Source organism: Methanolobus sp. ZRKC5 (assembly GCF_038446525.1).
Lineage (GTDB): Archaea > Halobacteriota > Methanosarcinia > Methanosarcinales > Methanosarcinaceae > Methanolobus.
The window spans coordinates 188,957-213,202 of sequence record NZ_CP151792.1; the positions used below are offsets into that span (position 1 = coordinate 188,957).

General features: G+C 36.6%; 24 protein-coding genes and 1 pseudogene. 15 read left to right on the plus strand and 10 right to left on the minus strand.

Annotated elements, in window-relative coordinates; genetic code table 11:
- Positions 1 to 1,290 precede the first annotated feature (1,290 nt).
- From WN948_RS00785 to WN948_RS00825, 9 genes are all read left to right on the plus strand, one after another.
- Positions 1,291 to 2,412 carry an MFS transporter gene (locus tag WN948_RS00785; RefSeq protein ID WP_342305063.1) on the plus strand — a complete coding sequence of 374 codons (1,122 nt, stop codon included), beginning with the start codon at positions 1,291 to 1,293 and terminating at the stop codon, positions 2,410 to 2,412.
- 1,814 nt (positions 2,413 to 4,226) lie between these two features.
- The gene (locus tag WN948_RS00790) at positions 4,227 to 4,604 is read left to right on the plus strand and encodes a hypothetical protein (protein WP_342305064.1); all 378 of its coding nucleotides are present in this window, start codon (positions 4,227 to 4,229) and stop codon (positions 4,602 to 4,604) included.
- Entirely contained in the window at positions 4,525 to 5,574 is a 1,050-nt protein-coding gene (locus WN948_RS00795) for a sulfatase-like hydrolase/transferase (protein ID WP_342305065.1), read from the plus strand. The genes WN948_RS00790 and WN948_RS00795 overlap by 80 nt, the downstream gene beginning before the upstream one ends.
- A gap of 113 nt (positions 5,575 to 5,687) precedes the next feature.
- Positions 5,688 to 6,536 carry a DMT family transporter gene (locus tag WN948_RS00800; RefSeq protein WP_342305066.1) on the plus strand — a complete coding sequence of 283 codons (849 nt, stop codon included), beginning with the start codon at positions 5,688 to 5,690 and terminating at the stop codon, positions 6,534 to 6,536.
- A gap of 297 nt (positions 6,537 to 6,833) precedes the next feature.
- Positions 6,834 to 7,055 (plus strand): sulfurtransferase TusA family protein, encoded by a 222-nt coding sequence (locus WN948_RS00805; RefSeq protein ID WP_342305068.1) that lies wholly within the window; start codon positions 6,834 to 6,836, stop codon positions 7,053 to 7,055.
- A 12-nt stretch (positions 7,056 to 7,067) separates the two neighbouring features.
- Positions 7,068 to 7,487 carry a DsrE/DsrF/DrsH-like family protein gene (locus WN948_RS00810; protein WP_342305069.1) on the plus strand — a complete coding sequence of 140 codons (420 nt, stop codon included), beginning with the start codon at positions 7,068 to 7,070 and terminating at the stop codon, positions 7,485 to 7,487.
- Between the two features lie 49 nt (positions 7,488 to 7,536).
- On the plus strand, positions 7,537 to 8,703 hold the full coding sequence (locus tag WN948_RS00815; RefSeq protein WP_342305070.1) for a cysteine desulfurase family protein: 1,167 nt from the start codon (positions 7,537 to 7,539) through the stop codon (positions 8,701 to 8,703).
- A 9-nt stretch (positions 8,704 to 8,712) separates the two neighbouring features.
- Positions 8,713 to 9,348 (plus strand): iron-sulfur cluster assembly scaffold protein, encoded by a 636-nt coding sequence (locus tag WN948_RS00820; protein WP_342305071.1) that lies wholly within the window; start codon positions 8,713 to 8,715, stop codon positions 9,346 to 9,348.
- Between the two features lie 915 nt (positions 9,349 to 10,263).
- Entirely contained in the window at positions 10,264 to 10,713 is a 450-nt protein-coding gene (locus WN948_RS00825; RefSeq protein WP_342305072.1) for a PEF-CTERM sorting domain-containing protein, read from the plus strand.
- 108 nt (positions 10,714 to 10,821) lie between these two features.
- On the opposite strand, the gene WN948_RS00830 is transcribed toward WN948_RS00825, so the two are convergent.
- The 4 genes from WN948_RS00830 to WN948_RS00845 all read right to left on the minus strand — a co-directional run bounded on the left by WN948_RS00830 (position 10,822) and on the right by WN948_RS00845 (position 13,717).
- On the minus strand, positions 10,822 to 11,088 hold the full coding sequence (locus WN948_RS00830; protein ID WP_342305073.1) for a hypothetical protein: 267 nt from the start codon (positions 11,086 to 11,088) through the stop codon (positions 10,822 to 10,824).
- A 593-nt stretch (positions 11,089 to 11,681) separates the two neighbouring features.
- On the minus strand, positions 11,682 to 11,810 hold the full coding sequence (locus WN948_RS00835; protein ID WP_342305074.1) for a hypothetical protein: 129 nt from the start codon (positions 11,808 to 11,810) through the stop codon (positions 11,682 to 11,684).
- Between the two features lie 1,090 nt (positions 11,811 to 12,900).
- Positions 12,901 to 13,293 (minus strand): PEF-CTERM sorting domain-containing protein, encoded by a 393-nt coding sequence (locus WN948_RS00840; RefSeq protein ID WP_342305075.1) that lies wholly within the window; start codon positions 13,291 to 13,293, stop codon positions 12,901 to 12,903.
- Between the two features lie 280 nt (positions 13,294 to 13,573).
- The gene (locus tag WN948_RS00845) at positions 13,574 to 13,717 is read right to left on the minus strand and encodes a hypothetical protein (RefSeq protein ID WP_342305076.1); all 144 of its coding nucleotides are present in this window, start codon (positions 13,715 to 13,717) and stop codon (positions 13,574 to 13,576) included.
- Positions 13,718 to 14,072: 355 nt separating this feature from the next.
- Between WN948_RS00845 and WN948_RS00850 the strand changes: the two are divergent.
- The 5 genes and pseudogenes from WN948_RS00850 to WN948_RS00870 all read left to right on the plus strand — a co-directional run.
- Positions 14,073 to 14,240 (plus strand): annotated as a pseudogene (locus WN948_RS00850) (transposase); the annotation flags it as partial.
- Positions 14,241 to 14,654: 414 nt separating this feature from the next.
- Positions 14,655 to 15,191, plus strand: a complete 537-nt coding sequence (locus WN948_RS00855) for a DUF2284 domain-containing protein (protein ID WP_342305077.1) — start codon at positions 14,655 to 14,657, stop codon at positions 15,189 to 15,191.
- A 29-nt stretch (positions 15,192 to 15,220) separates the two neighbouring features.
- On the plus strand, positions 15,221 to 16,021 hold the full coding sequence (locus tag WN948_RS00860; protein ID WP_342305078.1) for a ribonuclease III domain-containing protein: 801 nt from the start codon (positions 15,221 to 15,223) through the stop codon (positions 16,019 to 16,021).
- Positions 16,022 to 16,315: 294 nt separating this feature from the next.
- Positions 16,316 to 16,861 (plus strand): carbonate dehydratase, encoded by a 546-nt coding sequence (locus WN948_RS00865; RefSeq protein ID WP_342305079.1) that lies wholly within the window; start codon positions 16,316 to 16,318, stop codon positions 16,859 to 16,861.
- Positions 16,862 to 17,045: 184 nt separating this feature from the next.
- The gene (locus WN948_RS00870) at positions 17,046 to 18,479 is read left to right on the plus strand and encodes a carbon starvation protein A (protein ID WP_342305080.1); all 1,434 of its coding nucleotides are present in this window, start codon (positions 17,046 to 17,048) and stop codon (positions 18,477 to 18,479) included.
- A gap of 298 nt (positions 18,480 to 18,777) precedes the next feature.
- Here the strand turns inward: WN948_RS00870 and WN948_RS00875 are convergent, their stop codons facing one another.
- The 6 genes from WN948_RS00875 to WN948_RS00900 form a co-directional block, all read right to left on the minus strand.
- Complete coding sequence (locus tag WN948_RS00875) at positions 18,778 to 20,316, minus strand: SulP family inorganic anion transporter (RefSeq protein WP_342305081.1); 1,539 nt, start codon at positions 20,314 to 20,316, stop codon at positions 18,778 to 18,780.
- Positions 20,317 to 21,477: 1,161 nt separating this feature from the next.
- A complete protein-coding gene (locus WN948_RS00880) occupies positions 21,478 to 21,888 on the minus strand; it encodes a hypothetical protein (protein WP_342305082.1) in 411 nt (136 codons plus the stop codon).
- Positions 21,889 to 22,044: 156 nt separating this feature from the next.
- Positions 22,045 to 22,326, minus strand: a complete 282-nt coding sequence (locus tag WN948_RS00885) for a sugar-specific transcriptional regulator TrmB (protein WP_342305083.1) — start codon at positions 22,324 to 22,326, stop codon at positions 22,045 to 22,047.
- A gap of 108 nt (positions 22,327 to 22,434) precedes the next feature.
- On the minus strand, positions 22,435 to 22,947 hold the full coding sequence (locus tag WN948_RS00890; RefSeq protein ID WP_342305085.1) for a dihydrofolate reductase family protein: 513 nt from the start codon (positions 22,945 to 22,947) through the stop codon (positions 22,435 to 22,437).
- A 42-nt stretch (positions 22,948 to 22,989) separates the two neighbouring features.
- Positions 22,990 to 23,418 carry a hypothetical protein gene (locus WN948_RS00895; protein WP_342305086.1) on the minus strand — a complete coding sequence of 143 codons (429 nt, stop codon included), beginning with the start codon at positions 23,416 to 23,418 and terminating at the stop codon, positions 22,990 to 22,992.
- A 239-nt stretch (positions 23,419 to 23,657) separates the two neighbouring features.
- Positions 23,658 to 23,843 carry a hypothetical protein gene (locus tag WN948_RS00900; RefSeq protein WP_342305087.1) on the minus strand — a complete coding sequence of 62 codons (186 nt, stop codon included), beginning with the start codon at positions 23,841 to 23,843 and terminating at the stop codon, positions 23,658 to 23,660.
- 130 nt (positions 23,844 to 23,973) lie between these two features.
- Here WN948_RS00900 and WN948_RS00905 point away from each other — a divergent pair, with 130 nt between their 5' ends.
- Entirely contained in the window at positions 23,974 to 24,231 is a 258-nt protein-coding gene (locus WN948_RS00905) for a hypothetical protein (RefSeq protein WP_342305088.1), read from the plus strand.
- Positions 24,232 to 24,246 lie beyond the last annotated feature (15 nt).

The window sequence follows — 24,246 nt, forward strand, 5'->3', positions numbered from 1 at the left end:
TTTTGTTACGTTTAATTATTGGAGTGTTATAATAATAAAATATTATTGACGCGTATTTATAAAAATACGCTTAATTAAAGTGTTGCTTTCGTATATGCACGAACAAAAACAGCACTTTTCTTGATTTTCCCGGTTTCCCAACAAGTCATATGAATTGTAATAAATACTATACCCATAATAACTAATAGTAATAGCAAATAATTTATTTGCACAGTTGTGTGTTTTCTGAGTGAATTAAATTAAGCTATATTTATATAATAGTTTTTAACATGTTTAGTGTATAGGTTAGACGTTGAAAAAACCAAACTAAAACTAACGTCAATAATATAAAAAGTGCTTGGGTTTTTGAGTACATTGTAATATTATTAGAAATGATTTAACGAAAACATCCTAAAAAAATATAATGGTATTTCCTGATCCCAAAGCTCGAAAACATAAAAACCAATATTCTTATAGTCTATAAGAATCAACTATAGGACTTTTCAAAAATGGCAAAAAGGGTATGTTTTTCTAAAATCGTTCATTCCATAGTATATATGAATACACTAGTTCCAACCTTCACCATCACCATTATCTATACTAAAAGATTCAAGAAAATCATACCTGACATTGCTCCCACCTTATTCATATAGTCTTTGAAATTGCTATTTTCAGATTTATAACACCAAATTACCTAATAAAAAGTGATTAACTATAAGTCAGTGAGCAAAGCATAGTTTAACTAAAGATTTGTGAACAAAATATATTCAATGAAAAAAAGTGAGGTTGATTTGTCATGAAATACAACAGAACAAAAAAATTTATTACACTTGAAATATTATATAAATTAGACATTAACAAATATGCTCTCTTTCTAATATTCAATGGAAGTTCTGATTTTTATTAACCTATTTTTATATATTAGTTACCAGTGCTGTTAGTGTACACCAAAGTGGCCAGTAAATATTATATAAATATAGTCTTATAAAAATTATACTTTGTTTATTTATCTTGTTAATTAACTAATAAATTCAAAGCAATATGCATTTTTTTAAACAGTTGGTCTTTTTTAATGCCCCACTTAAATATATATAACAAACCATTTGCTTTATAAATCACCAAAATTGCTTGAACTCACATTTTCGAATTTATTTTTAAAGTCTGATTAAAGCATATACTTTACTATACATTAAGAACTCAATGATTATTTTTATAACAAAATATCCAACAAGCACTTAATCCTTGGATTACAACCTTCTAAACCTAAATATTATGACCTTATAGTTGAACCTTCCTATAACAGGTGAGCTAATGAATAAAAACCGGTTTTTGATCTATTCAACAGTATTTCTCATCATGGCATTATCTAACTCAGTTATTCCGGTATTGCCTGAAATATCTTCAAGCGGACAGACAAATTATAGTAGCCTTATAACAACATTATTATTTTCAGGCTACTTCATTGGAGCTTTGCTCACCATGATTCCTTTTGGATTGCTGGCGGATGCATATCAATATATAAGGTTTATTGTGCTTTCAATTGCACTCACTTTCTTTGCAGGATTGGTACTTACTTTTACTGAAAATATCTACCTGCTCATCGCTGGCCGACTTATCGAAGGCATCGCTTGCGGAGCATTTTTCCCTGCTGCATATGCAATACTTTTCGGCTTCCCAGAAAAGAATCGCTACATTGGAGAGTTCAATTTTCTGCTAAATGCCGGTCTTGCTGTAGGAGTATTATCATCAGGATTTTTAGCACAATGGTCAATAAAGGGCGCAATAATCCTGTTCACCATCATGGCTGCACTAATATTATCTATTGGCCTACCTGCCTTATTCACAAAGAATGAGCCTAGCAAAATAATAACAAAAAAGACTACCCCTGTGTCAAATGCCAAAAGGATAATCAATAAAACATTCGATCTAAAATTGTTGCGTACATGGGCCACCGCATTCCTGCTTTTTGGAATAACAGGAGTAATGCTTGCTTTCTATCCAGAATACAGCAAGGACACATTAAGTAAACCAGAACTTGGTATTGCCATCGCCATACTTTATGCAAGTTCCATGGCCACCAACATCATTGTCGGAAGAATGAACCTGGAGTATAAGAAAATGGTTTTCACAGGAGTTCTACTGGCAGCATCCGGCGTGATAATAGCCACAAAATTCCCATTTTTAGGTTTCGCACTACTGGGCATAGGTTCAGGAACAGGGATGATCGGATTGCCGATAGCCGTATCCCACATGCCTTTTGACAAAGGACTTGCCATGGGAATCTTCAATACATACACTTACGCAGGACTCGCATTCATGCCAATTATCGCAGGATTATTTGTTAATCTGGGTCATCAGGCAGTATTTATCTTGAGTGCTTTTTTTATGGTTTTGTCACTTTTCCTGAAGGATGGAATGAAAAGTGAGGAGTGAAATTTAAGGGATACTTTATGATTTGTGCCGTTTTTGATAGGCATGTGCATGATTTTTAGGGATACTAAACCTTCATGCAGTTCCCTGAAGAGCGTCTTTTTGCGAGGGCGTATTTGTCACCACAGCCAACTATTCATGCTATTTCTATAAGTTAATGTTTGGTTCGCGGAGTGAAAGTAATGTGCTAAATCTATTTAAATAAAAGATAGAGCACTATTATATTGACAATAATTAAATCAATTATTAAAGCAGGAATAAGAATTTCTGGGTCTTTTACTGCTGAAACTAATTCCTTCATGTGTTTATTATTGAATGTGATTTTTTTTTAATGACTACATATACAATGACAATTATGTAAAAAATAATTATCAGTGCAATCTTTTCAATGTTTATGGGATAATTAAAATTAACAATAAAGCTCACAAACAGTAAAATTATAAAAAACTGGAAAGCAATAGACCATGTTTTTGTTTTGTTCACCTCCTCATAACCAATAAGGGCAAGTTGAATACCATACGTGAGTGTTATAGATGCAAGCAGTACGACGCTAAACCAAATTAATGAATTATCGACTATAAGCATCTCATTTAAGATGAAAAATGAAAGAATCAGTAATGGAAATGAAAGCGACATTATTCTGTGTGAAGGCCATAACATTTCCTGGTGTTTTACAAAAAAGTAACCTGATCGCGCAAACAATGCTGAAAGCAAAAAGATAAACAGGAATAATCCTACAAAAGACTTTGCAGCAGCTGTTGGGATATTATAGAATCCAGCAAAAATAAACCCACTTACAATAATAAGAGTTTCAATTAAATCTTTTCGTAACTATTCAGCCTGATAAAAACGCTATCAATAACAATCTTGACAAAAAGTTGAAACGTAAATTTCATTAGGATCATTTATTTTGATTGTTGCTATTGATTGCTTTTTTGATTGTTAGATTGTTAGTGAGCAGACATCTCTATTTCGATGAAATCAGTACCAATAGGCAAATCGTGCCAGGCTGAATAGTTACATCTTTTCTTTCTTTTTCTTCCTCTTTCTTTTTTTCTTCTTTTTTAAGTTTATTTTGTGATAATTCTATCATTCTATAATATTGTTTTAGCAAAACCTTAAATCTTTCTATTTATTTTTGAATGAGAATAATTTCAGACCTAGTAGAAGAATACACATATCTACCTTAAGAATAGAAATATTTTGTTTACTCGTGTTCTGAGATCAAGAGATCGTACGATTTTATTACAATATCATAGCATACTCTCTCTAAATAAAATCATGAAGATAGGTTAATTTGCATTGACTTTGTACATTATTTATGATAGATTAATCTCATAGTTTAGCATTTAGTACCTCTATACAAACCAATGTAAAAACTATTATATAAAAATAGTCAAATTTAATTACTTACTTCTTCATAAAATTAATTTTAATCCATATAATTATTACCATTTTTAACTGTAACTAAATAAGATTACACCAACATATACAGTTAAGTGTGTGCTAGCTCGGACAGAAATGTAACTAAATATAATTACACACATCACCATCAAAAAATTAAAACAGTACAGAACAAAAGATTAGAAAGATACACCAAATTACATTTACATCATTTTATAAAAAGTAGATTCAAATAGAAACTTTATTATGTGGAAAGTTTGTTCCATGAAGAGATGATACTTAGTAAAAACGGAATGAAGCCTAAGTGTTCTGATTACACTGGATACAGCAGGTACAGGCATAGAGCCTTTCGATTTTGTGCAATCTTTTTTTTGCTCTTGTTCCTGATTCCGACATGTAGTGCGAGCGAAATTGTGGAAATAAATCCTGTAAACACACCACATGGCGCTGTTATTCTTATTGTTGATGGACTCAGTTCCTGTTACGTTTATCCAGAGTATACGCCTCATGCGATTGATGGCAGTGAACTGGAAAAAGCTGAGCCTGAAAATATATTACAGATATTTGACCAAAGTTGCAGGGTACTGGATGTGACAGCCCCACAGACATTCACAGAAGGAGGGGACTCTGTTATTGCCACAGGATACTCAAAAGCTGACAGTGAACTTGTGGGCTCGTTTGGAACAACAATATACGATGTGGCGCATGAGAATGGATATCTCACTTTTCCCATCATGGACAAAAGGAGATTCTTCAGGTATGCGCAGCAAGCAGAATGTGATAATCCATGATGCTAAGAATTCAATAAACAAACCGGAAATGCTCACAGAAACAAATATGTTTTCCGGAACAGACAAAAGCATATCTCTTGACGTTGCAGGCCTGATGCAGGAACATTCTCTTGAATTACAGAAACAACTTGATCAGTATCCTGAAGGCTCACAGGAAAGATACAATATATATGATGTATGGGCTATTGAAACTGCTATTGACCTGATCGATACTATGGAAAATGAATATCCTGATCAATACTACATCCTCACAATAAACGTAGGAGCTGTGGACTGTGCAGGTCATTACAAAAAGGATAGTGGATACATTGCAACTATAGAAGGTATAGACAATGCAACCATGGATCTTTATGAGACATGCCAGGATAATGACATGGCCTTTATATTTACAGGCGACCATGGAATGAGTTTTTCAACAGCAGACTCTCGTGGAGGGCATCAATCTGATAAGTATTCCGTAATGACTGAATCACAGAAGGTACCGCTGGTAATTGCAGCAAAAGATGTTGATACCAGTGTGATAAAAGGCCAGTTTGGACAGGAAGATATCGCATCTACAATACTTGAAGTGCTAAACCTCCCCGGAAATCTGAGAGCTGCTGACGGTGCAGCAATTCCTATCAAAGATTATGTGAATTTGAAAGTCAACGTACCTGAAAAAGGAAAGCTCATCCTGATGAAAAATGATGCGATACTCTTTGAAAGCACCATCCAGGATACTATTTCATTGGTTGGACTGGAACAGGATACTGATTATATAGTCAAATATGCATCCACATCAGATTCAGAGGACGTAATGGAACAGGTCGTAAACACAGAATCCAGCATGATTGTGAATATGTTCACCTCATCAAAACAATCCACAAACGATAGATCTTATAAAAACCCGCGCTATATTGTAGGAGGAACTCTTATTGGGGTTGTGAATCTTGCCGGACTTATGATGATACGCAAGATCTTGAAAGAATAGATGAATCCGGAATAAACTAATAGACTGTTCACAAGTGTACCGATTGTTCAAGAACATTTGATACTGCATAAAGCTAAATAGCTTCAATTTATTAATTTTCCAGAGGATTATAGATGATACCTGCTGACTTTCTTGTGGTTTTCTTTGGACTTGTGGCAGCTATATGTTGGGGTGCCGGAGATTTCAGTGGTGGATTTGCCTCCAAACGTGCAAATGTCTATAGTGTTGTTCTGATAACTCAATTGGTAGGAGTTTTTCTTCTTGCAGCTTCCGCTCATCTGATGGCAGAAGAAATGCCACCACTTGGCGGCATGATCTGGGGAGCTGTTGCCGGAGTTTTTATAAGCATCGGGCTTCTGGCACTTTACCGTGGTCTCTCGCAGGGACGGATGGGATTTGTGGCACCAATTTCCGCAGTAATAGCTGCTACCGTACCGGTAATTTACGGTTCATTCTATGAAGGATTGCCCGCTGTTCACCAAATGGTCGGTTTTGCTTTTGCATTTATAGCAGTCTGGCTCATTGCTGGTGGAGGAGACGAAAACAGCAAAATTAAGCGCACAGACCTTGTACTTCCATTGCTTGCCGGAATGGGATTCGGAATGTTTTTCATATCCATTGACAAGGTAAGCGATACGGCAGTACTCTGGCCCCTTACTGCTGCAAGAATAGCAGCTGTGGTAACATTGATCATATTTATAGCATTAAGCAAACAGGTGTACCTCCCACCTAAAAATGTCCTCCCTGTAATTATCGTTGCAGGAATCTTTGACACCGGAGGAAACACCTTTTTTGCCCTGGCTTCCCAGGCCGGCCGGCTCGATATCGCTTCCATCCTCTCTTCCCTCTATCCTGCAGGTACAGTGTTACTTGCATGGATAATACTGAAAGAAAAGTTGTCTTTAAAACAATGGATAGGAGTAGCTGTTGCCATGCTTGCAATAGTGTTCATTTCAGCCTGAAAATATATGGTATATGTTTTTATCCAAGATGATTGATTTTAAGAGAAAGTTCCATAAACAACTGCTCTCACTTTTCTCCAATTAGGAATATACAGGGAAATCCAATGCTGCTGCTTTTTCTGCATTAAAAGACAAAAATATTTCAATTTTCGTGTTTGGAAAAACAGGAAGCGATAGTCACTCACTTATTAATAATAAATTTTGATTCACAATTGTTAAATATGTCAAAAATCATAGTATTGGTTGTTAAGGAACATTTAAATTGTCCAGAAACAGATATGGACACGGGGAAATTATATGACAGAAACAAACATTGACGTTAGAGGACAAACATGTCCGGTTCCTCTTGTGGAATGTCGTAAAGCTCTCAAAAAAGCTGCTCCTGGCGATGAAGTCGTTATAGTGGGCACCCACCCTGCTTCCAGAAAAGAAATCCCCATGGCGTGTGAGGCGATGGGACTTGAAATACTGGGAGTTGAAGAGAAAGACAACGAGTGGAAAATACGCATCAAGCGTTAGGGGGGGAATTATATGGCTGAAAAGGCCGTAATAATAGTTCACAGTGGGGATATTGATAAAATATACAGTGCCATGATAATTGCAAACGGCGCACTGTCAATGGGCATGGATGCTTCTCTTTTCTTTACATTCTGGGGTCTGGAGCGTCTGAAGAAGGACGGACTGGATAAAGGTCCTCTATCCAAGATGAATTTCCTTGGGCTTGGAAAATGGATGATCAAAAGCAGGATGAAAAAAGCCAATGTGGTTTCGCTTGAAAGAATGATGACAGATTTCAAGGAACTTGGTGGAAAGATCATTGCCTGTGAGATGACCATGGAAATCATGGGAATCGCACCTGAACAACTAAACCGGGAATGGATAGACGAATATGGCGCGGTAGGCACCTACATAATGGAAGCAAAAGACGCTAAGATAACACTTTTCATATGAATTATCAATTACATTTTTAAAAGTAAGAATAATTTCAGAGGAGAAATAGATGTCCGATAAAATGATATATCTTGACAATTCTGCCAGTACCCGATTAGATGAAAAAGTAATGGATGCAATGAAACCTTATTACTTTGACACCTATGCAGTGGCCACATCCGAATTCGGATACTCCATGGGTATTGAAGCTAAAGAAGGACTGGAGGAAGCCAGAGAAACCATCGCGTCTTCACTTGGCGCTTCTGCAGAAGAAATTGTGTTCACATCCGGCGATACAGAATCAAGCAACATGGCTATCAAAGGTGTTCTAGCTGCTTTGAAGAAAAAGAAGGGAGAGCACATCATAGTATCTAAAATTGAAGATTTCTCAGTCCTGAACACCGCCAAAAACCTTGAGAAAAAGGGCTACAGTGTAGATTATATCAGTGTTGATGCAGAAGGAATTGTGGACCTTGATGAGCTTAAGAGTAAGATACGTAATGACACGGTCCTTGTATCCATTCAACATGCAAATCAGGAAATCGGTACCCTTCAGGATCTTGATGCAATTGCAAAGATATGCAAGGAAAAGGATGTACTGTTCCATACTGATGCCACACATAGTTACGTGCGGGTTCCAATAGATGTATCAAAAACACCAGTAGACATGATCACCATGTCCGCGCACACAATACATGGACCAAGAGGTGTCGGAGCATTGTATGTTCGCAAAGGCACACCGCTTGAGAAATGGATGGATGGTGGATTCCAGGAAACAAACCGTCGTGGAGGACTTGAAAATATTCCTGGTGCAGTAGGTTTTGCAAAAGCTGTGGAACTTACAACTCCAGAAGAAACTGAGTTCCTTAGATCACTGAGAGATTACACAATTAAGAGGATTTTTGATGAGATACCTCATGTGACACTCAACGGAAACAAAACACAAAGAACACCACAGAATGCCAATATAACTTTCCACTATGTTGAAGGTGAATCAATGACATTGCATCTGGATATGAGGGGGTTTGCAGTGAGTACCGGATCAGCCTGCTTTAGCCGTTCACTTGAGGCAAGCCACGTGATACTTGGTATTGGTGGTAACCACGAACGAGCACATGGCTCTATCAGATTCACATTTGGACGTTATAACAGTAAGGAAGATGTGGATGCTATTGTAGATGCAATGAAAGAAGTAGTAGCCCAACTAAGGGCGATCAGTCCCCTGTTTAATAAATGAGGTGAGAAAATGAAATTCCCATATACTGAAAAGGTGCTTGAACACTTTAAAAATCCCCGAAATGTAGGGAAGCTAGAAGAACCAGATGGAAAGGGACTGGAAGGCAGTCCTGCATGTGGGGACATGGTTGCCGTTTATTTGCAGGTCAACCCCGACACACTGGTAATTGATGATATCAAATTCGAATCATACGGATGTGCTTCAAACATTGCCACAGCTTCCATTATTACGGAAATGGCAAAGGGCAAGACTATAGAAGAAGCGAAGAATATCTCATGGCAGGAAGCTACAGATGAACTTGGAGGACTTCCACCTGTTAAAGCACACTGCTCTGTGCTTGCAGTTGAAGGGCTGAGATCCGCCATCCGTGATTATGAAGAAAAGCACGGTCTTGTAAGTGAACAGGAACCAAGCACAGTGGATGTTATCAGGAGCAGATTGAAACATGTCATGAACCCGATGGCTGGACTCGATATAGTCAGAACCGAGCTGGTGACTAAAATAGAAGTAGAAGAAGGAGTAGTCAGGATTCTTCTGGACCTGCCTTCCAATCACCAGTTTGCAGCAGCCATCAAAGAGGATCTTATTGAAAAAATAGAATCTCTCTGGGATGTAACTGAAGTCAATGTTGTCTTTACTGAGTAAAGAAAAAATAAGTGGTGCCTTTTCTACCACTTACCTCTCAATTTATTTAAACTTAACTTTTTCCTTTTTAACATATTTAGATAGCGGCGAATATACTATTATTTTTAATTGTTAAAATATTTAGAGGCCTTAGATTCCCAATATATAGTAACTATTTCTAAGTTGGAAAGAAAGTAACTGGTATGAGGGGGTTTACAAGCATAATAGAAAGCAAATATTATCATCTTGACTTTTCAAATACTATAAAAACGGTTTCTATGAGCAAGTCATAAGATGAATGGGCAATAAGGTTAGATTACAAGTGAAAGCTCATCAGATATAATCTGTAAGGTTTTTAGAGGGCATTGAAGATGATAGATTAGATGACTCAATCAACTTCACTCTCGTAGGATGAGATACTTTCCCCATCTGCACCCATCCATAAAATGATATCATATCCCCTTTATGCAATTCTCCAGCATATCTTATGCAAACTCTTTTTGATACTTGTTTACCGTTTTCTTTTTTGATATACCGAGATAGCATATAAAAAAAGTCCCGTTTTTCAGTATGTTGTTGGAAGTTAGAAAAGTGTTACTTTGATGTTTTCAGGACCATATATCCACGTTTATTTAGTTCTTTGATAAGATCTTCATCGTTATATATTGCAACCCTTACTTTCTTCCGCTGTTGTTTATTCATAATATTTCTTTACTTGGTAATTAGGTTGTAAGAAGTGAGTAAACCTCGAATAGGTTATCATACAAAATATCAGATGAATATATACAGCTTGTTCAATAGGTAATCGCTAGCAGTATTAATTTTGCAAGTCGCAATGTTTAGAATCATAGTTTCACAAAGAGCATATTGCATTGTAAAGCAAATATAAATGATACACAAAACTCCAATTTTATATGAATTCGTGGGGGAATCTAAATGAGTAAACATAATTCGATAATAATTATTGGTATAACTTTGGTATTTATGTTAATGTTTGCAGGAGGCACTGCAATTGCACCAGTGTCGTGTCCTCCAGTAGAACCGCTAACCGCCACCAATACTGTGAACACCATGCATACAATTACAGTGACGGAGGTTGACCCAGGCGACATCGTGACGTTTGATGTACAAGGTGCAAACAAAGATGGTGGTTCTCTGTCTGCTAGTTCAACTGGAGTGGTCGTGTTCAGCTACACTGGAACATTTGTTGGAGACGATACTATTCAAGTAAGTGTAGCAGATTCAGGTGGATCACTTAAATGTACTACAACAGTATACAAAACTTGGATATCAGAGGGTGGTGATATCCCAGAATTCTCAACCATTGCACTTCCCGTAGTTGCAATACTTGGACTGGCATTTTACTTCCAGCGCAGGAAAGAATAAATGAGTTAAATGGAGCTCTGTGAGCTTCATCTCTTTTTATGAGTAAGAAACATATATTAAATTCTGATTTTGTTTCGTTTTCATCTTTCCCTTATTATGGGGTTTAAGCTACTCCAAAAATGAAACACCATTTATATCATTTCGTATTTTCATCAATTCAACCCTGGGAATATCCTCTAATGATATTTCAACAAATGGGTGAACTCCTTCGAATTTCTCACCATTCACAGAATATACCATAATCATAGACAAGGTATCTAATCCCATATTTGTATAATTTTCAGTTCTCAATGCAAACCCAAGAATAGCAGATTCAATACTGAGTGCTCGTATTTTACAAACCGTTGACATTACGCCAATTTCATATTCATCCATCTCATTAATTCCTTTATTATGGGAAGTATGAAGCTGTTAGCAGATGCAAGATGAGGAATGTTAAAAAATTGATAGAGGCACGTTGATTAAAGCAGACGTATGGTGGTACGATACGCACATACTTTATACAAAAACCTTAAACATGCCCCCAATAATAATCTTAGGTCGCATGCCATAAAAATATGCGTTCCCGAATTCTCATCAAAAGTATATAAATTTCTGCTGTAAATTTGGAAAGTAATACGGAAGAGAATAGCTGTATATTATCCACAGACAATTGTGACAGTGTTAACTTTTCAAGTAACATAGTTTCGCAATTGAATTATACCACAAAAACAAAAACGATATCGTACAATTATTTATCAAGTGGGTTTAGAAATCGGATACTAGATGCATAATAAATAATATGGAGCGTGGTGGTTAAATTGAAGAAAATAAACATAGCTATATTTTTATTGCTGGTCGTGTTACTTGCAACACAGGTTGTTGCTGGTTGTAGCTCGTAGGAAAATTGTGACTTCCCAGAGGGATGTTACTACATAGAGCTAACGGGTGATTATTATACAGATTACCCCCAAACAGCACCACTTCATCTAGGACTGACAGTCAACTATAACAACGGAGTAGCAACCGTGTTGGACTGGAAAGACCTGGAAAGCAATCCTGATGTAACGGTCGATGTCAGCAATACCGCAGTTAGTATCGTACCTTATCGCAATCATGATACATGCAAAGCAAAGGTAATCTTTAGTAATCTTGTATTGTAACTATTCAGCCTGATAAAAACGCTATCAATAACAATCTTGACAAAAAGTTGAAACGTAAATTTCATTAGGATCATTTATTTTGATTGTTGCTATTGATTGCTTTTTTGATTGTTAGATTGTTAGTGAGCAGACATCTCTATTTCGATGAAATCAGTACCAATAGGCAAATCGTGCCAGGCTGAATAGTTACAGATATCTTTTACATGCCTGTGAAATAAAACCAGCATACTGTGAGATTAGTAGATCAAAGCTATTTTCATTAAGATCAAGTGACTGCGAGTAATCCGATGATATAAAATGGAATACAACATCTGAATCATACGTCTTTCTCTTTGCAATTAAGTCAGCAACTGAATTAGTTTGTTCAATAAACTTATTTGATTTTAAATCAGTATCCACATATACAACTTCGGAAAAGAAAAAAGAAGGAGTGATATGGACAAAACTTCTTGGATAAAAACATATGAATATTGAATTTAGCTTTCAGTGCTTCAAACAAATCTGCTCTCTCAAAATTATTATCAACAAAATATTGTATATATAGTTCCTGCACATCAACATTCTTCAAGGCATCCCACCCATTTTGCTTTCTTAATTATATAGCAAAAACTTTATAGTTTCAGTTTATCAGTATTTCCCTCTCATGTGCATTCAAATTAAATGGTTTATCTTAGCCTTGATATCCGACTCGAGTTTTACTCACTTCTTACAACCTAAACCGCCAAGTAAAGGAAATCAGTTATTAGAAACTGGTAAATCCAGCAACTAGAACAATAGAGAACATCATCAAAAGATACAAAAAAACAAGAATTACGATTTTAACATCATTAGTACCACACATCACTATTCAGTGGGGACATATAAATATTTTTAATAAGCATAATTGCATTTTAAGTTGGTATCTGAATATTATATTCAATTGAATGTTGCTGGCTCTCTACAATAAAGGAAGATTTCCATAATTAAGGATTAAAAGGTACTATATTGTGGATTAAAGGTTTGGTAAAAAAGTAAGTAAAGGGATTGTAAAGCCCTTACTTAAGTATTATTCTTTTCTACGCTGGAAGAAGAAAGCCAGACCAAGAATAGCAGCTACTGGAAGTGCAACAGTAGGAAATTCTGGAATATTTTCTTGCTGACAGTTGTAGCCATACTTGTAAATTGTGACATGTCCGTTATGTACATGGTCCACGTTTGGGTTTTCTATTATTATGTTATGAATATCGTTATCCAAACCAGTGATTTTCAATGATCTTATTTTTTGTGCACCGATTGGCTGGCCAGTTGGATTGATTGCCCAAGTATCTCCTTCCCATACTTTTTCACCATCAACATAAACATTTGTATATCCATCGTTGGAATCACTGGCAAAAACGATGCAGAAGCAATCTGTCGGATATGCAGTTGCTATAAACATGTATCCATTTTCATCAAGCACGGCAAGTCTTCCATCTGAGTTGGTCCATGTAGAACCTACAACACTATTGATGAAACATGATTCATATCCACTTGTAATACTGTTGTGGTTGTAACTATTCAGCCTGATAAAAACACTATCAATAGCAATCTTGACAAAAAGTTGAGACCTACATTTTATTAGGATCATTAATTTTGATTGTTGCCATTGATTGCTTTTTTGATTCTTAGGTTGTTAGTGAGCAAACATCTCCGTTTTGATTAAATCAGTATCAATAGGCTAATTGTGGTAGGCTGAATAGTTACTTGTGGTTTCCATATGTCCATACGTCAAGGCCACACTCTCCATCGGTTAATTCTACAGATGCAGTTGCTGAAGCTGTTCCAATTATCATCAATGCTGCAAACAACATTAAAGATATTTTTATTAGTTTGTTATTTTCCATACCATACCACCAAATTTGATAATAATCCATAGTCTCAATTTGGAAGCATATATACATTCTTGAAAAAATAGATAAGTTATGATTATGCTCATTATTATTTTTACATATTTGAGAAGTTATTAACAAAAATAACTGATTGAGGCATACAAATTAATTGTTGTTTTAATCAACCTTATTTTGTGTAAGATCTCGGAGAAAACAACAGTTACTATAATAATGATTAATTTGTACCGAGTTATTGGATTGCCAATTAATGGAAAACAGAACGAAGATAATCCATAATAAAGGAAATTATTCTTGAACCCATATCAAAACTATAAATACTATCTTTCTTAATATTATTATGGGGATATGAATGAAATTCAGAGAACTCTCTGATGAGCAATGGAAGTTTATTAGACCACACTTACCTCCGCAACCAATAACCGGAAGAAAGAGAGCTGATGACCGTATGGTCATCAATGGTATTCTCTTTGTTCTGATAACCGGTTGCAGATGGGGAGATACGCCAGTTAGTTATGGTTCCCAGAACTGCCTGGAGAAGACTAAAAAGGTGGTCAGAGGAAGGAATATGGACTGTGATAATGGAATTCCTTCGGGATTCCGCTTACCAAAAAGGTAAGTTCACCATGGATGTTGTATGTGTTGATAGCAGTTTCATTGAAACTAAAAAAGGGGGAGAAGATTCCGCATACAACGATCATAAAATTACGATTTTAAATTTGGATTTGACACTTTGTACACATCTATCTTTATTTTAATCGTCCTTATAAACTTCATTTTAATAAGAGTTGTTATGGTCTGTACTCCGTGAAGAACACCATACCTTGTCAGCAAGGTACACGATTCTGTCCAAGGATATAGATTTACATAAAATTGCTACAGAGCTTCAATTCGATTCTTTTTTAAACGATCGTGTTTTATTAAAGAGCATCAAATGACAAAAGACATCCAGATATTATTTGACAGGGCAAAAGAATTCGGGCTTGCAGCATACTTGCTGGATGCCTCTGAGATCGATGTGGAAAACAGAGCCAGGCTCAAATGTGCCTATGGGTGCAGAGGTTATGGAAAACGTCTGAGTTGCCCTCCACATATTATTTCAATTGATGAGTTCAGGGATATATTAAGAGAATATAGCGCAGCTATCCTGCTTATCGAAGAACATGATACTTCTGATGAAAAAGATATATTCAAAGCCTGGTCACGACTGCGCAAGGATTCTTTCCACAAGATGCTGGAACTGGAACATGAAGCTTTCAGAAATGGGTTCACATATGCACAATTACTCCGTCCGGGTGCCTGCAACGAATGTGATACTTGCGGTGATGTATGCAGAAAGCCGGAAATGAGACGTTTTCCTCCTGAAGCAGTTGGAGTAAACCTTTCCAAACTCATGGAGAAAAAAGGACTTGAAATTGAATACTGTAACTTTGACAGAGTCAAATGCGTAGGGATATTACTGCTCGAATAAGCAAGCAGGAAAAAAAGTGAGGAAAAAAAGTGAGAGTTAATCCAGACCTGAGTGTAAATGTAAATGACCTGGAAGAATTTCAGGAAATCATACAATTCAGATTCAATGATACCAGATACCTTGTACAGGCATTGTTACATGGTTCACTTTTTAGTGGTAATCAGGATAAATTGAGTGCTTTTAAAAAAGTGAATGGTCTTGAGAACAAGGATTACGAAAAACTTGAGTACCTTGGAGATTCGGTACTGGGCCTTATAGTTGCTGAATATGCATACCATAGCGAAGAGATCGATGAGTATGCAAGATCAAATGGACTTACTATCGAAGGTGTTTCCACAAAGATCAGGGAAGTACTTGCTTCGAACAAGAACCTCAAACCTGTAGCCCAAAAGATCAAGCTTTCAAGGTTTGTATTGTCTGAAGAGCTGGTAAATATTGACGGAAAACTTTCGGATATAATCGAAGCACTTATTGGAGCAATATATCTTGATGGCGGGCATAGCAAAAAAGACAGTAACTCCAATAACAATTATTTAATAGCAAAGGACTTTGTGTACAGGTTCTTTGATATAGACGATGCCCTTGGAAAGATACCTGTTTCCAATCCAAAGGGAAGAATACAGGAACTCTTCCACAAAACCGGGGCAGGGAACCCATGTTATAGGCTCACGGGAGAGAACGGACCAGACCACGATAAGAATTATACTGTAGGGCTTTATCTGGACGAAGAGTTACTTGCAACAGGAGAAGGCAACAGTAAAAGAAGCGCAGAGAAAGCTGCAGCTAAGAATTACCTGAAATCTATAGATGAATCTACTGACACGTCTTAAATTATGAATTCTTAAATCTCAAACTATTTTTCTTACAAGCGAGCCACAAGTGCTTCGAACCATCGGGAATTTTCAACATATTATCCAGTTATGTTAGAATTTCTGATGATTTTTATGCTTTTTTAAAGTTGAAAGTTATCACATATCACATTTTATTGTAGATTATATGCTAAAATATCTACAGTGGAACGTTTTCATCAATAAGTTTAAATAAGTTCTCATATATTATCATATACAATCACATATGAGGTTATCCTTCAGAAAATCAATCTTACATTAAAGGTGGTACTCAAAATGCTCTATCCAAATCCCCAAAATCAACATCCAATAATTAGTGAAAAGGCATGGATCTCTGAAACTGCGATCATTGTCGGAGATGTAACAATTGGTGATAATGTGTTTGTAGCGCATAACGCTATCATCAGAGCAGATGAACCCGGTTCTTCAGTTACAATAGGAGACAACTGCAATGTGCAGGATAATGTAATAGTTCATGCATTGTCCAATTCAGAAGTAATCATAGAAAAGAATACTTCACTTGCACATGGATGCATTGTTCATGGACCATGCAGTATCGGTCGCGGATGCTTTGTAGGATTCGGTGCTGTAGTGTTTGACTGTAATATCGGTAACAATGTCGTGGTTTTACATAATGCGACAGTTCGCGCTGTGGAAATACCTCCTCAGAAGGTCATACCAGATGGTAAAGTAATTACAAAGCAGGAAGATGTGGAAAGTCTTGAAGATATAACTTCCGATCTTGTCAAGTTCAAGAGTTCTGTTATTAATGCTAATGTAGAACTGGTCGATGGTTACAAAGCTCTCCCTCAAGAAGCCTGATAAAAAGTGAGAGTTAATGCTGAGAATACAGAAAAATACGTGTAATATGCTTTTTCTGTCATTTTTTACTATTTTTAATACATTGGTTATTTAGTTCCCTACTTTTTTTGTTTGATGTTTTTTATAAGAAGTTTACTTTTATACAATAACCTTTATTAGTTTTTGAATATATTACTTGTGTAATATGATTAGTTTTTTAGCTTCTTTAATTGCACTTGTAATGGGCTATTTCGTTTATGGAGCATTTGTAGAACGTATATTTGGAATTGAGCCCAGCAGAAAAACACCCGCATATACACAGGAAGATGGTGTTGATTTCATTCCTCTTAGCTGGCCTCAAATATTTCTTATCCAGTTTCTCAACATTGCAGGATTAGGTCCTATATTTGGTGCTATTATGGGTGCTTTATACGGTCCGGCAGCTTTTCTATGGATTGTACTGGGCAGTATTTTTGCAGGTGGAGTGCATGATTATTTTTCAGGAATGCTAAGTGTCCGCCACGGGGGAAAAAGCATTTCAGAAATTGTAGGGGTGTATTTAGGCAGACAAGTAAGAATAATCATGATCGCTTTCTCCTTCGTTTTGCTAATACTCATAGGAACTGTTTTCACTTCCGGCCCAGTAGGACTTCTAACCAATTTAGGATTTACAGGGATATTGGCCAAACAGAATTTCTGGCTGGCCATCATTCTTCTATATTATTTCATAGCCACAGTTGTTCCAGTCGATAAAGTTATAGGCCGCATTTATCCTTTATTTGGGGCCGTTTTACTTATAATGGCATTCAGCATCGGCTTTATGCTTCTTATAAAAGGTTATGAAATACCTGAAATCACTCTTCGGAGCTTGCATCCCGATAGTCAGCCTTTATGGCCCATGCTTTTCATAACCATTGCCTGCGGAGCTGTCAGCGGATTTCATTCAACGCAATCTCCCATAATGTCAAGGTGCCTGCCGAATGAGACGTATGGTCGCCGTGTTTTTTATGGAGCCATGATAGCAGAAGGAGTTATCGCACTGATTTGGGCTGCTGCTGCAATGTCTTTCTTCCCAGGAGGGATTTCCGGTTTAAATGAAGTGACTGTCACTGGAGGCGCTGCTTTAGTAGTAAACGATGTTTCACTGGGTTTGTTGGGACCTCTTGGAGGAATTCTAGCTATCCTGGGTGTTATTGTTTGTCCTATTACTTCTGGAGATACAGCTTTCAGAAGTGCACGTCTAACTGTGGCCGATGCGATAAACTTAAATCAGAAGCCTTTAAAAAACAGGTTGATAATAGCTGTCCCGATATTTGTCATGGGATTTGGACTGACCCTGATCGATTTTAGTGTTGTCTGGCGCTACTTTGCATTCTCAAACCAGGTATTAGCAACCATAGTCCTGTGGACATCTGCTGTTTATCTTGTAAAGAATGATAAACTACACTGGATAGCTACTTTGCCGGCTACATTCATGACAGCAGTAGTAACAACCTACATTTTGCAAGCACCTGAAGGTTTAAGTTTACCAATCAGCATCTCCTATCCTATCGGAATTATCTGTGCAGCTGTCGCTTTGTTCCAATTTGTGACCATAATATTTTCCCTAAATAGCAGATATGAAAACAAACTGAATTGAGGATATATAATTCAGATAAGCATTTTAATACAGAGTATATGGATTTCGAAGACATCAATTTCTCATGTAATGCACAATAAGCTTGCAGATGGAGCATATGGTAGTGCTAATTATCGATTTGAACTATTGAAAAGGAATACTATACTTATTGCACCGGTCAGTAAAGATACCATATTACAACAAAAGAACTGGGACATGCTTTATCATTTGCTACAAAAAATAAGTGAGGGTTTATCATAATTGCTGATATCCCTCTTCTTTAAATAACTGTTATCCGCCTATTTTCCATAGGGAAACCTTATGCCAGTATGTCAGAAGGAACTTTGTAATGCGGATCTTCCCAGTGATTAACCTCAATTATGGCAGATGCGTTGTCCAGTAGTATTTGACAATCTTCACTTAAATGGCGCAGATGAACCTTTTTACCTACCTTTGCATAGCGTTCAGTTATCTTATTTAATGCTTCAATTGCAGAATGGTCTGCAACTCTTGATTCTTTGAGATCAATAATTATCTCTTCCGGATCATTTAGTACATCAAATTTATTTTGAAACTCTGTAACTGAACCAAAGAACAACGGACCAAAGAATTCGTAGTGCTTTATTCCGTTTTCATCAACTACTTCTCTTGTACGCACCAGTTTGGCATTCTCCCAGGCAAAAGCCAATGCGGAAATGATAACACCTGCAATTACCGCTACTGCAAGGTTGTGGTAGATGACAGTTATAGCTGCGACGAGCACCATCACAATCACATCCGTCATGGGTACTTTACTAAGTATTTTCAACGAAGCCCATTCAAATGTTCCGATGGCAACTACAAACATCACTCCAACTAATGCTGCCATTGGTATCATTTCGATAAGAGGGGCGCCTACCAGCACAAAAAGTAATAGGGCAATAGCTGCAGCGACTCCTGATATTCTGCTTCTTGCACCTGAATTTATATTGATGAGACTTTGTCCTATCATGGCACAGCCGCCCATTCCTCCAAATAAGCCACAGACAAAATTGGCAACACCCTGTGCAACACTTTCTTTATTAGCCCTGCCTCTTGTTTCTGTCATTTCATCTATCACGGTCAGCGTCAATAGACTTTCTATCAAGCCTACCAATGCCATGATGAGTGAATATGGGAATACAATTTTCAGTGTTTCCAGATTGAATGGGACCTGAGGTATATGGAATTTAGGAAAACCGCCTGCAATGGATGCAATATCTCCAACTGTTCTGGTTTGTATCTGGAATGAGATCACAATGGCTGAAACAACTATAATCGCAGTTAGTGAAGCAGGAACAGCTTTTGTCAATCTGGGCATCAAATAGATGATAGCCATTGTCAGGCCTACAAAGCCTAGCATAATCATGAGTGCCTGTCCACCTAACCAGTGTTCTGTCCCATTGATGTCAATAAATTTGAACTGGGAAAGCTGAGCCATGAAAATAACGATAGCCAGTCCATTCACAAATCCAAACATTACTGCATGTGGCACAAGCCGAATGAATTTACCTAATTTCAAGGCTCCAATGCTAATCTGGATAATACCCATTAGAACTACTGCGGCAAAAAGATATTCAACTCCTTGTTGGATTACCAGGGCAACAACTACGACTGCTATTGCACCTGTGGCACCGGAGATCATTCCCGGTCTGCCGCCTATAATTGCTGTTATTAATCCAATGATGAATGCAGAGTAGAGTCCAACCAATGGACTAACATTTGCTATTATTGAAAAGGCTACAGCTTCAGGTACAAGGGCCAGTGAAACTGTCAGGCCGGATAACACCTCATTTTTGAGGTTTAATTCATCGTTCTTTAAATTTTCTATAAATGCCATATTTGGTCCTATTTTAAAAAATTACTATGCACCTACAAACTCTCAAATTCTTAATATTGAAAATGAGCTATTATAGATCGTGGGGTGTTTTGCGAAAAATGTAACTTTAGATGGAGTCACTTTGTGACTATTTATCCGGGTATGAAATGCTTTGAATTACCAGTGAAAAAAGCAAGCATGTTTCCAATAATCGCTTTATAACAACTGATCATCGGTTTCAGGACAGAAGTTATTGTAAAGGCAATTTGAAGTGTTATAATTGCTATAATAAAAACTGCCTTCTGATCACTGGAAATAATCCATTAAAACGCTTTATGATCCTGCTCTCAATCTCATTTGATTTATCCATCTAGATATACACCATCTATTTTTACGGAGCACCATAGAAGCGTCTGTCTATATATAAATATATAGTATGTTTAGGCTCTACAGAAGCACAAAAAACATAAAGGGAACAGTGTGTTTGTTCCACATTTCACTAATCTTCATGAATTCATTAGAGAATTTCTACAGAGCCAAAATTTAGTCAATATACTAAAAATTCGACATCTATGACTCGAAAAGCTTTAAATCGATAATTATCCGACAGTCTCCTGAAAAATAGACTTTGCGAATAAAAAAATGAGACATGATTTTAAAAAAACATACTATATGAATATTAAATGAAAATTTTTGCTACAAAGCAAAGGACCATAGTTAAAAATGAGGTAACTATTCAGCCTACCACAATTAGCCTATTGATACTGATTTAATCAAAACGGAGATGTTTGCTCACTAACAACCTAAGAATCAAAAAAGCAATCAATGGCAACAATCAAAATTAATGATCCGTAACTATTCAGCCTGATAAAAACGCTATCAATAACAATCTTGACAAAAAGTTGAAACGTAAATTTCATTAGGATCATTTATTTTGATTGTTGCTATTGATTGCTTTTTTGATTGTTAGATTGTTAGTGAGCAGACATCTCTATTTCGATGAAATCAGTACCAATAGGCAAATCGTGCCAGGCTGAATAGTTACAATGATCCTAATAAAATGTAGGTCTCAACTTTTTGTCAAGATTGCTATTGATAGTGTTTTTATCAGGCTGAATAGTTACAAAATGAGAACACATAACTTAAATAGAAAATGGCTCGGTAGAAATTATTCTACACGAATCATTTCTTTAACTTTTTAGATAGGTGGGATGCAAGGGTCATCTGGGTCATTATATGCTTGTGAAATTCCATATATGCTTTATTTGTGTTTGGAATTTTTGTTCTATAGTCAAAACTCAGGACATTCTCTACGACCTCATATGAACGATTGAAATCTTCAAGTTCTCCCGGAAAGTATTTTTCGAGCAGTGGCCTGCATTTTGTACACCATTCTTCATATTTGGCAGGCAGTATGTCAAGGATCTCTCTGGCTTCAGGTATTGGTTCATCATAACGATATATTTTTGATCCACCATCACTCTCTCCCTCAACCTCTACAAACTCTATCAATGGAAACAACTGTTTGGAATATGCAATTATCTCCGTAGACAGCCAGTTTGCTAATTTAATTTCATGTTCATCCGTATCCACATAAAACACCTTTTTTTCGATTTGCTGTATAGGTCATCATTCTATTAAGAATAAACTATTGGCTTTGTAGAAATTAAAGATATGAACCTCATTCGACTTCCTACAGAGCCTGAAAAAATGATATGTTGAGAAAAAATGATAGACTATACTTTCTGGTTAGTTGAAAAACTTACCATCCATCTTTTCCATGACCGTTGTTCCTATATCTGTCAGGACGTATTTTTTCCATGTGGTCTTTGCTGGAGTAAGACACTCAATAAGTCCATGGTCTTCAAATTCCTTTAAGGCACGACTGATATTCTGGGTCGATCTCTGGGTATCATGAGCTATTTCAGAAGCTTTGGCTATTAAGTGAGTTTTCATGTATTCCATTAAAATAAGCCTGCGGTCAACACTTACAACCCACTTTACCTGTTCATCGATTGAATCTTCTGTCATAATTCTTCCATTTCATTAATTAAAGACATCATTCAAATGTCCTATGATGTTTTTAGCTGTTGCTAAGTACTACAGGTTACTATTTAATTAATCCCATATACGACTTTGTTATGCCTTTGGTGTGTACACAAGCTCAACAAGTCCTGATTCATATTTCTCTGTACTTTTAAGTTCCAGCCCTATGCTCTTTTTTATGTCCCTGAAAAGTGGTATACCTTTTCCAAGCACTATTGGCTGTATTGCTATTCTGAGTTCATGGATAAGTCCTTTGTTGAGAAGCATGGAAATGATGGAAGCACCACCAACAACCCATATTGAGCCGCCGGTTCCAAGCATCAGGTTCTCGGTTGTGCCAACCGGATCATCTGAAAATATGACTCTGTCATCTTCAGAAGAAGGATGCTGCTTTGTGAATACATAACACTCTTTATCTTCATAAGGCCATTTACCAAAACCCAATACCTGTTCGTAAGTCTTGTGACCCATGAGCAAGGTTTCCACCCCATGCATAAATGAATCGAAGTCGTATTCTTCTTCCTGCAACAGCCAGTCCACATTCCCGTCCTCTGCTGCTATGAAGCCATCCAGGCTGCATGTTATCAATAATATGACATCTCTCATCTTTTTCCCACTCCCATTCATTACTTATTTATGCTCAACTTATCATGTCAACACATAAGGAAATACTGTAATTTTCCATTCATCTTCCTGTTTTACGAGCTCTATTTGCTCTGTGGTCATGCCCGTTTCTGACGTACCTTCTAGAAGAGTTTCCAGCCAAGAACTTGACTCAACAGATGATCTATTAACCAGCACATCAACGACTGCTTCATCCTCATAAATGTACTCATTTGAAATTTCTATGAGTTCATACTTTTCAGGATTTACATCTTTACAGCTGTTTACAAAAGATGCAAAGTCAGTATATTGCTTGTAATCTGATGACATCATGTCATAACATTCATCATAGTTCCCTTCGTCGAACTGTGATACAAAGTTCTCCACTGTTTTTGTGGGACTGCTTCCAATACCTGCGCATCCGGCATTTAGCAGGACCAACAACATTAAGGCTATTATTATCGCTTTTCTCATAAACCACACCAAACCTGCGTTAGTAAATGCATGTTCAATTTGTTTCTTTTTGTATAAATGTTCAATTATAAACCATATTGACTGATTCACCCTGTTATTGAGCTGAGTATTTTAATGGACAAAACAGTGTATTCAAAGTCAAACTAGAATAAGCTTTAATAAAACAGGAGTGGCACATTATTGGAAAGAACCCCACTCTCAAACAAAAGAGAATTTATTGATGAATAAATGAATGGGTTTTATTTTACTCCCTTTGTTCCTGCTACTGATATTAACGAGAAAGGAATCCACCATAGGGCAATAAGCAGGTACAATGCCATTTGCTCATGCTGCGTGCCTTCAAATATGTGATCTGAAATGATTATTGCAATCACAAAGATGATCGAAATTCCAATATTAAGAAATGCTGCTTTTTTAGGATGCATAGAATCACTATATGTTAGTAGGTATATGAATCTATAGAAATCCTCGGTATTCAAGCGAGAATGAAAGCTAATGGATTCTCTAAGTATAATTTTGTATTACATGGAATGAGGATGAGAAACGTCTACTATAGTGACTCCTGTAAATACAAAAAAAGAGGTGAGGGGGTGTGTGGGGGAGAGGGGAAAAGCTTATGAGTATTTCAAGGTTTATTTTTTTGTTAAAATTGTGCCTGTTTTTTGTGGTGGGCTGTACATATATGTGAATCATTCCCCAGACATCTATGGAAAATACCAATCTATAAAAATAGGTAATGCAATGGATGCAAGTACATCAATAATTGAAGAATTAGAAAACGTAGAGCATTTTTACAAAAACATTATATATTAATGCAGGATGTGCCGG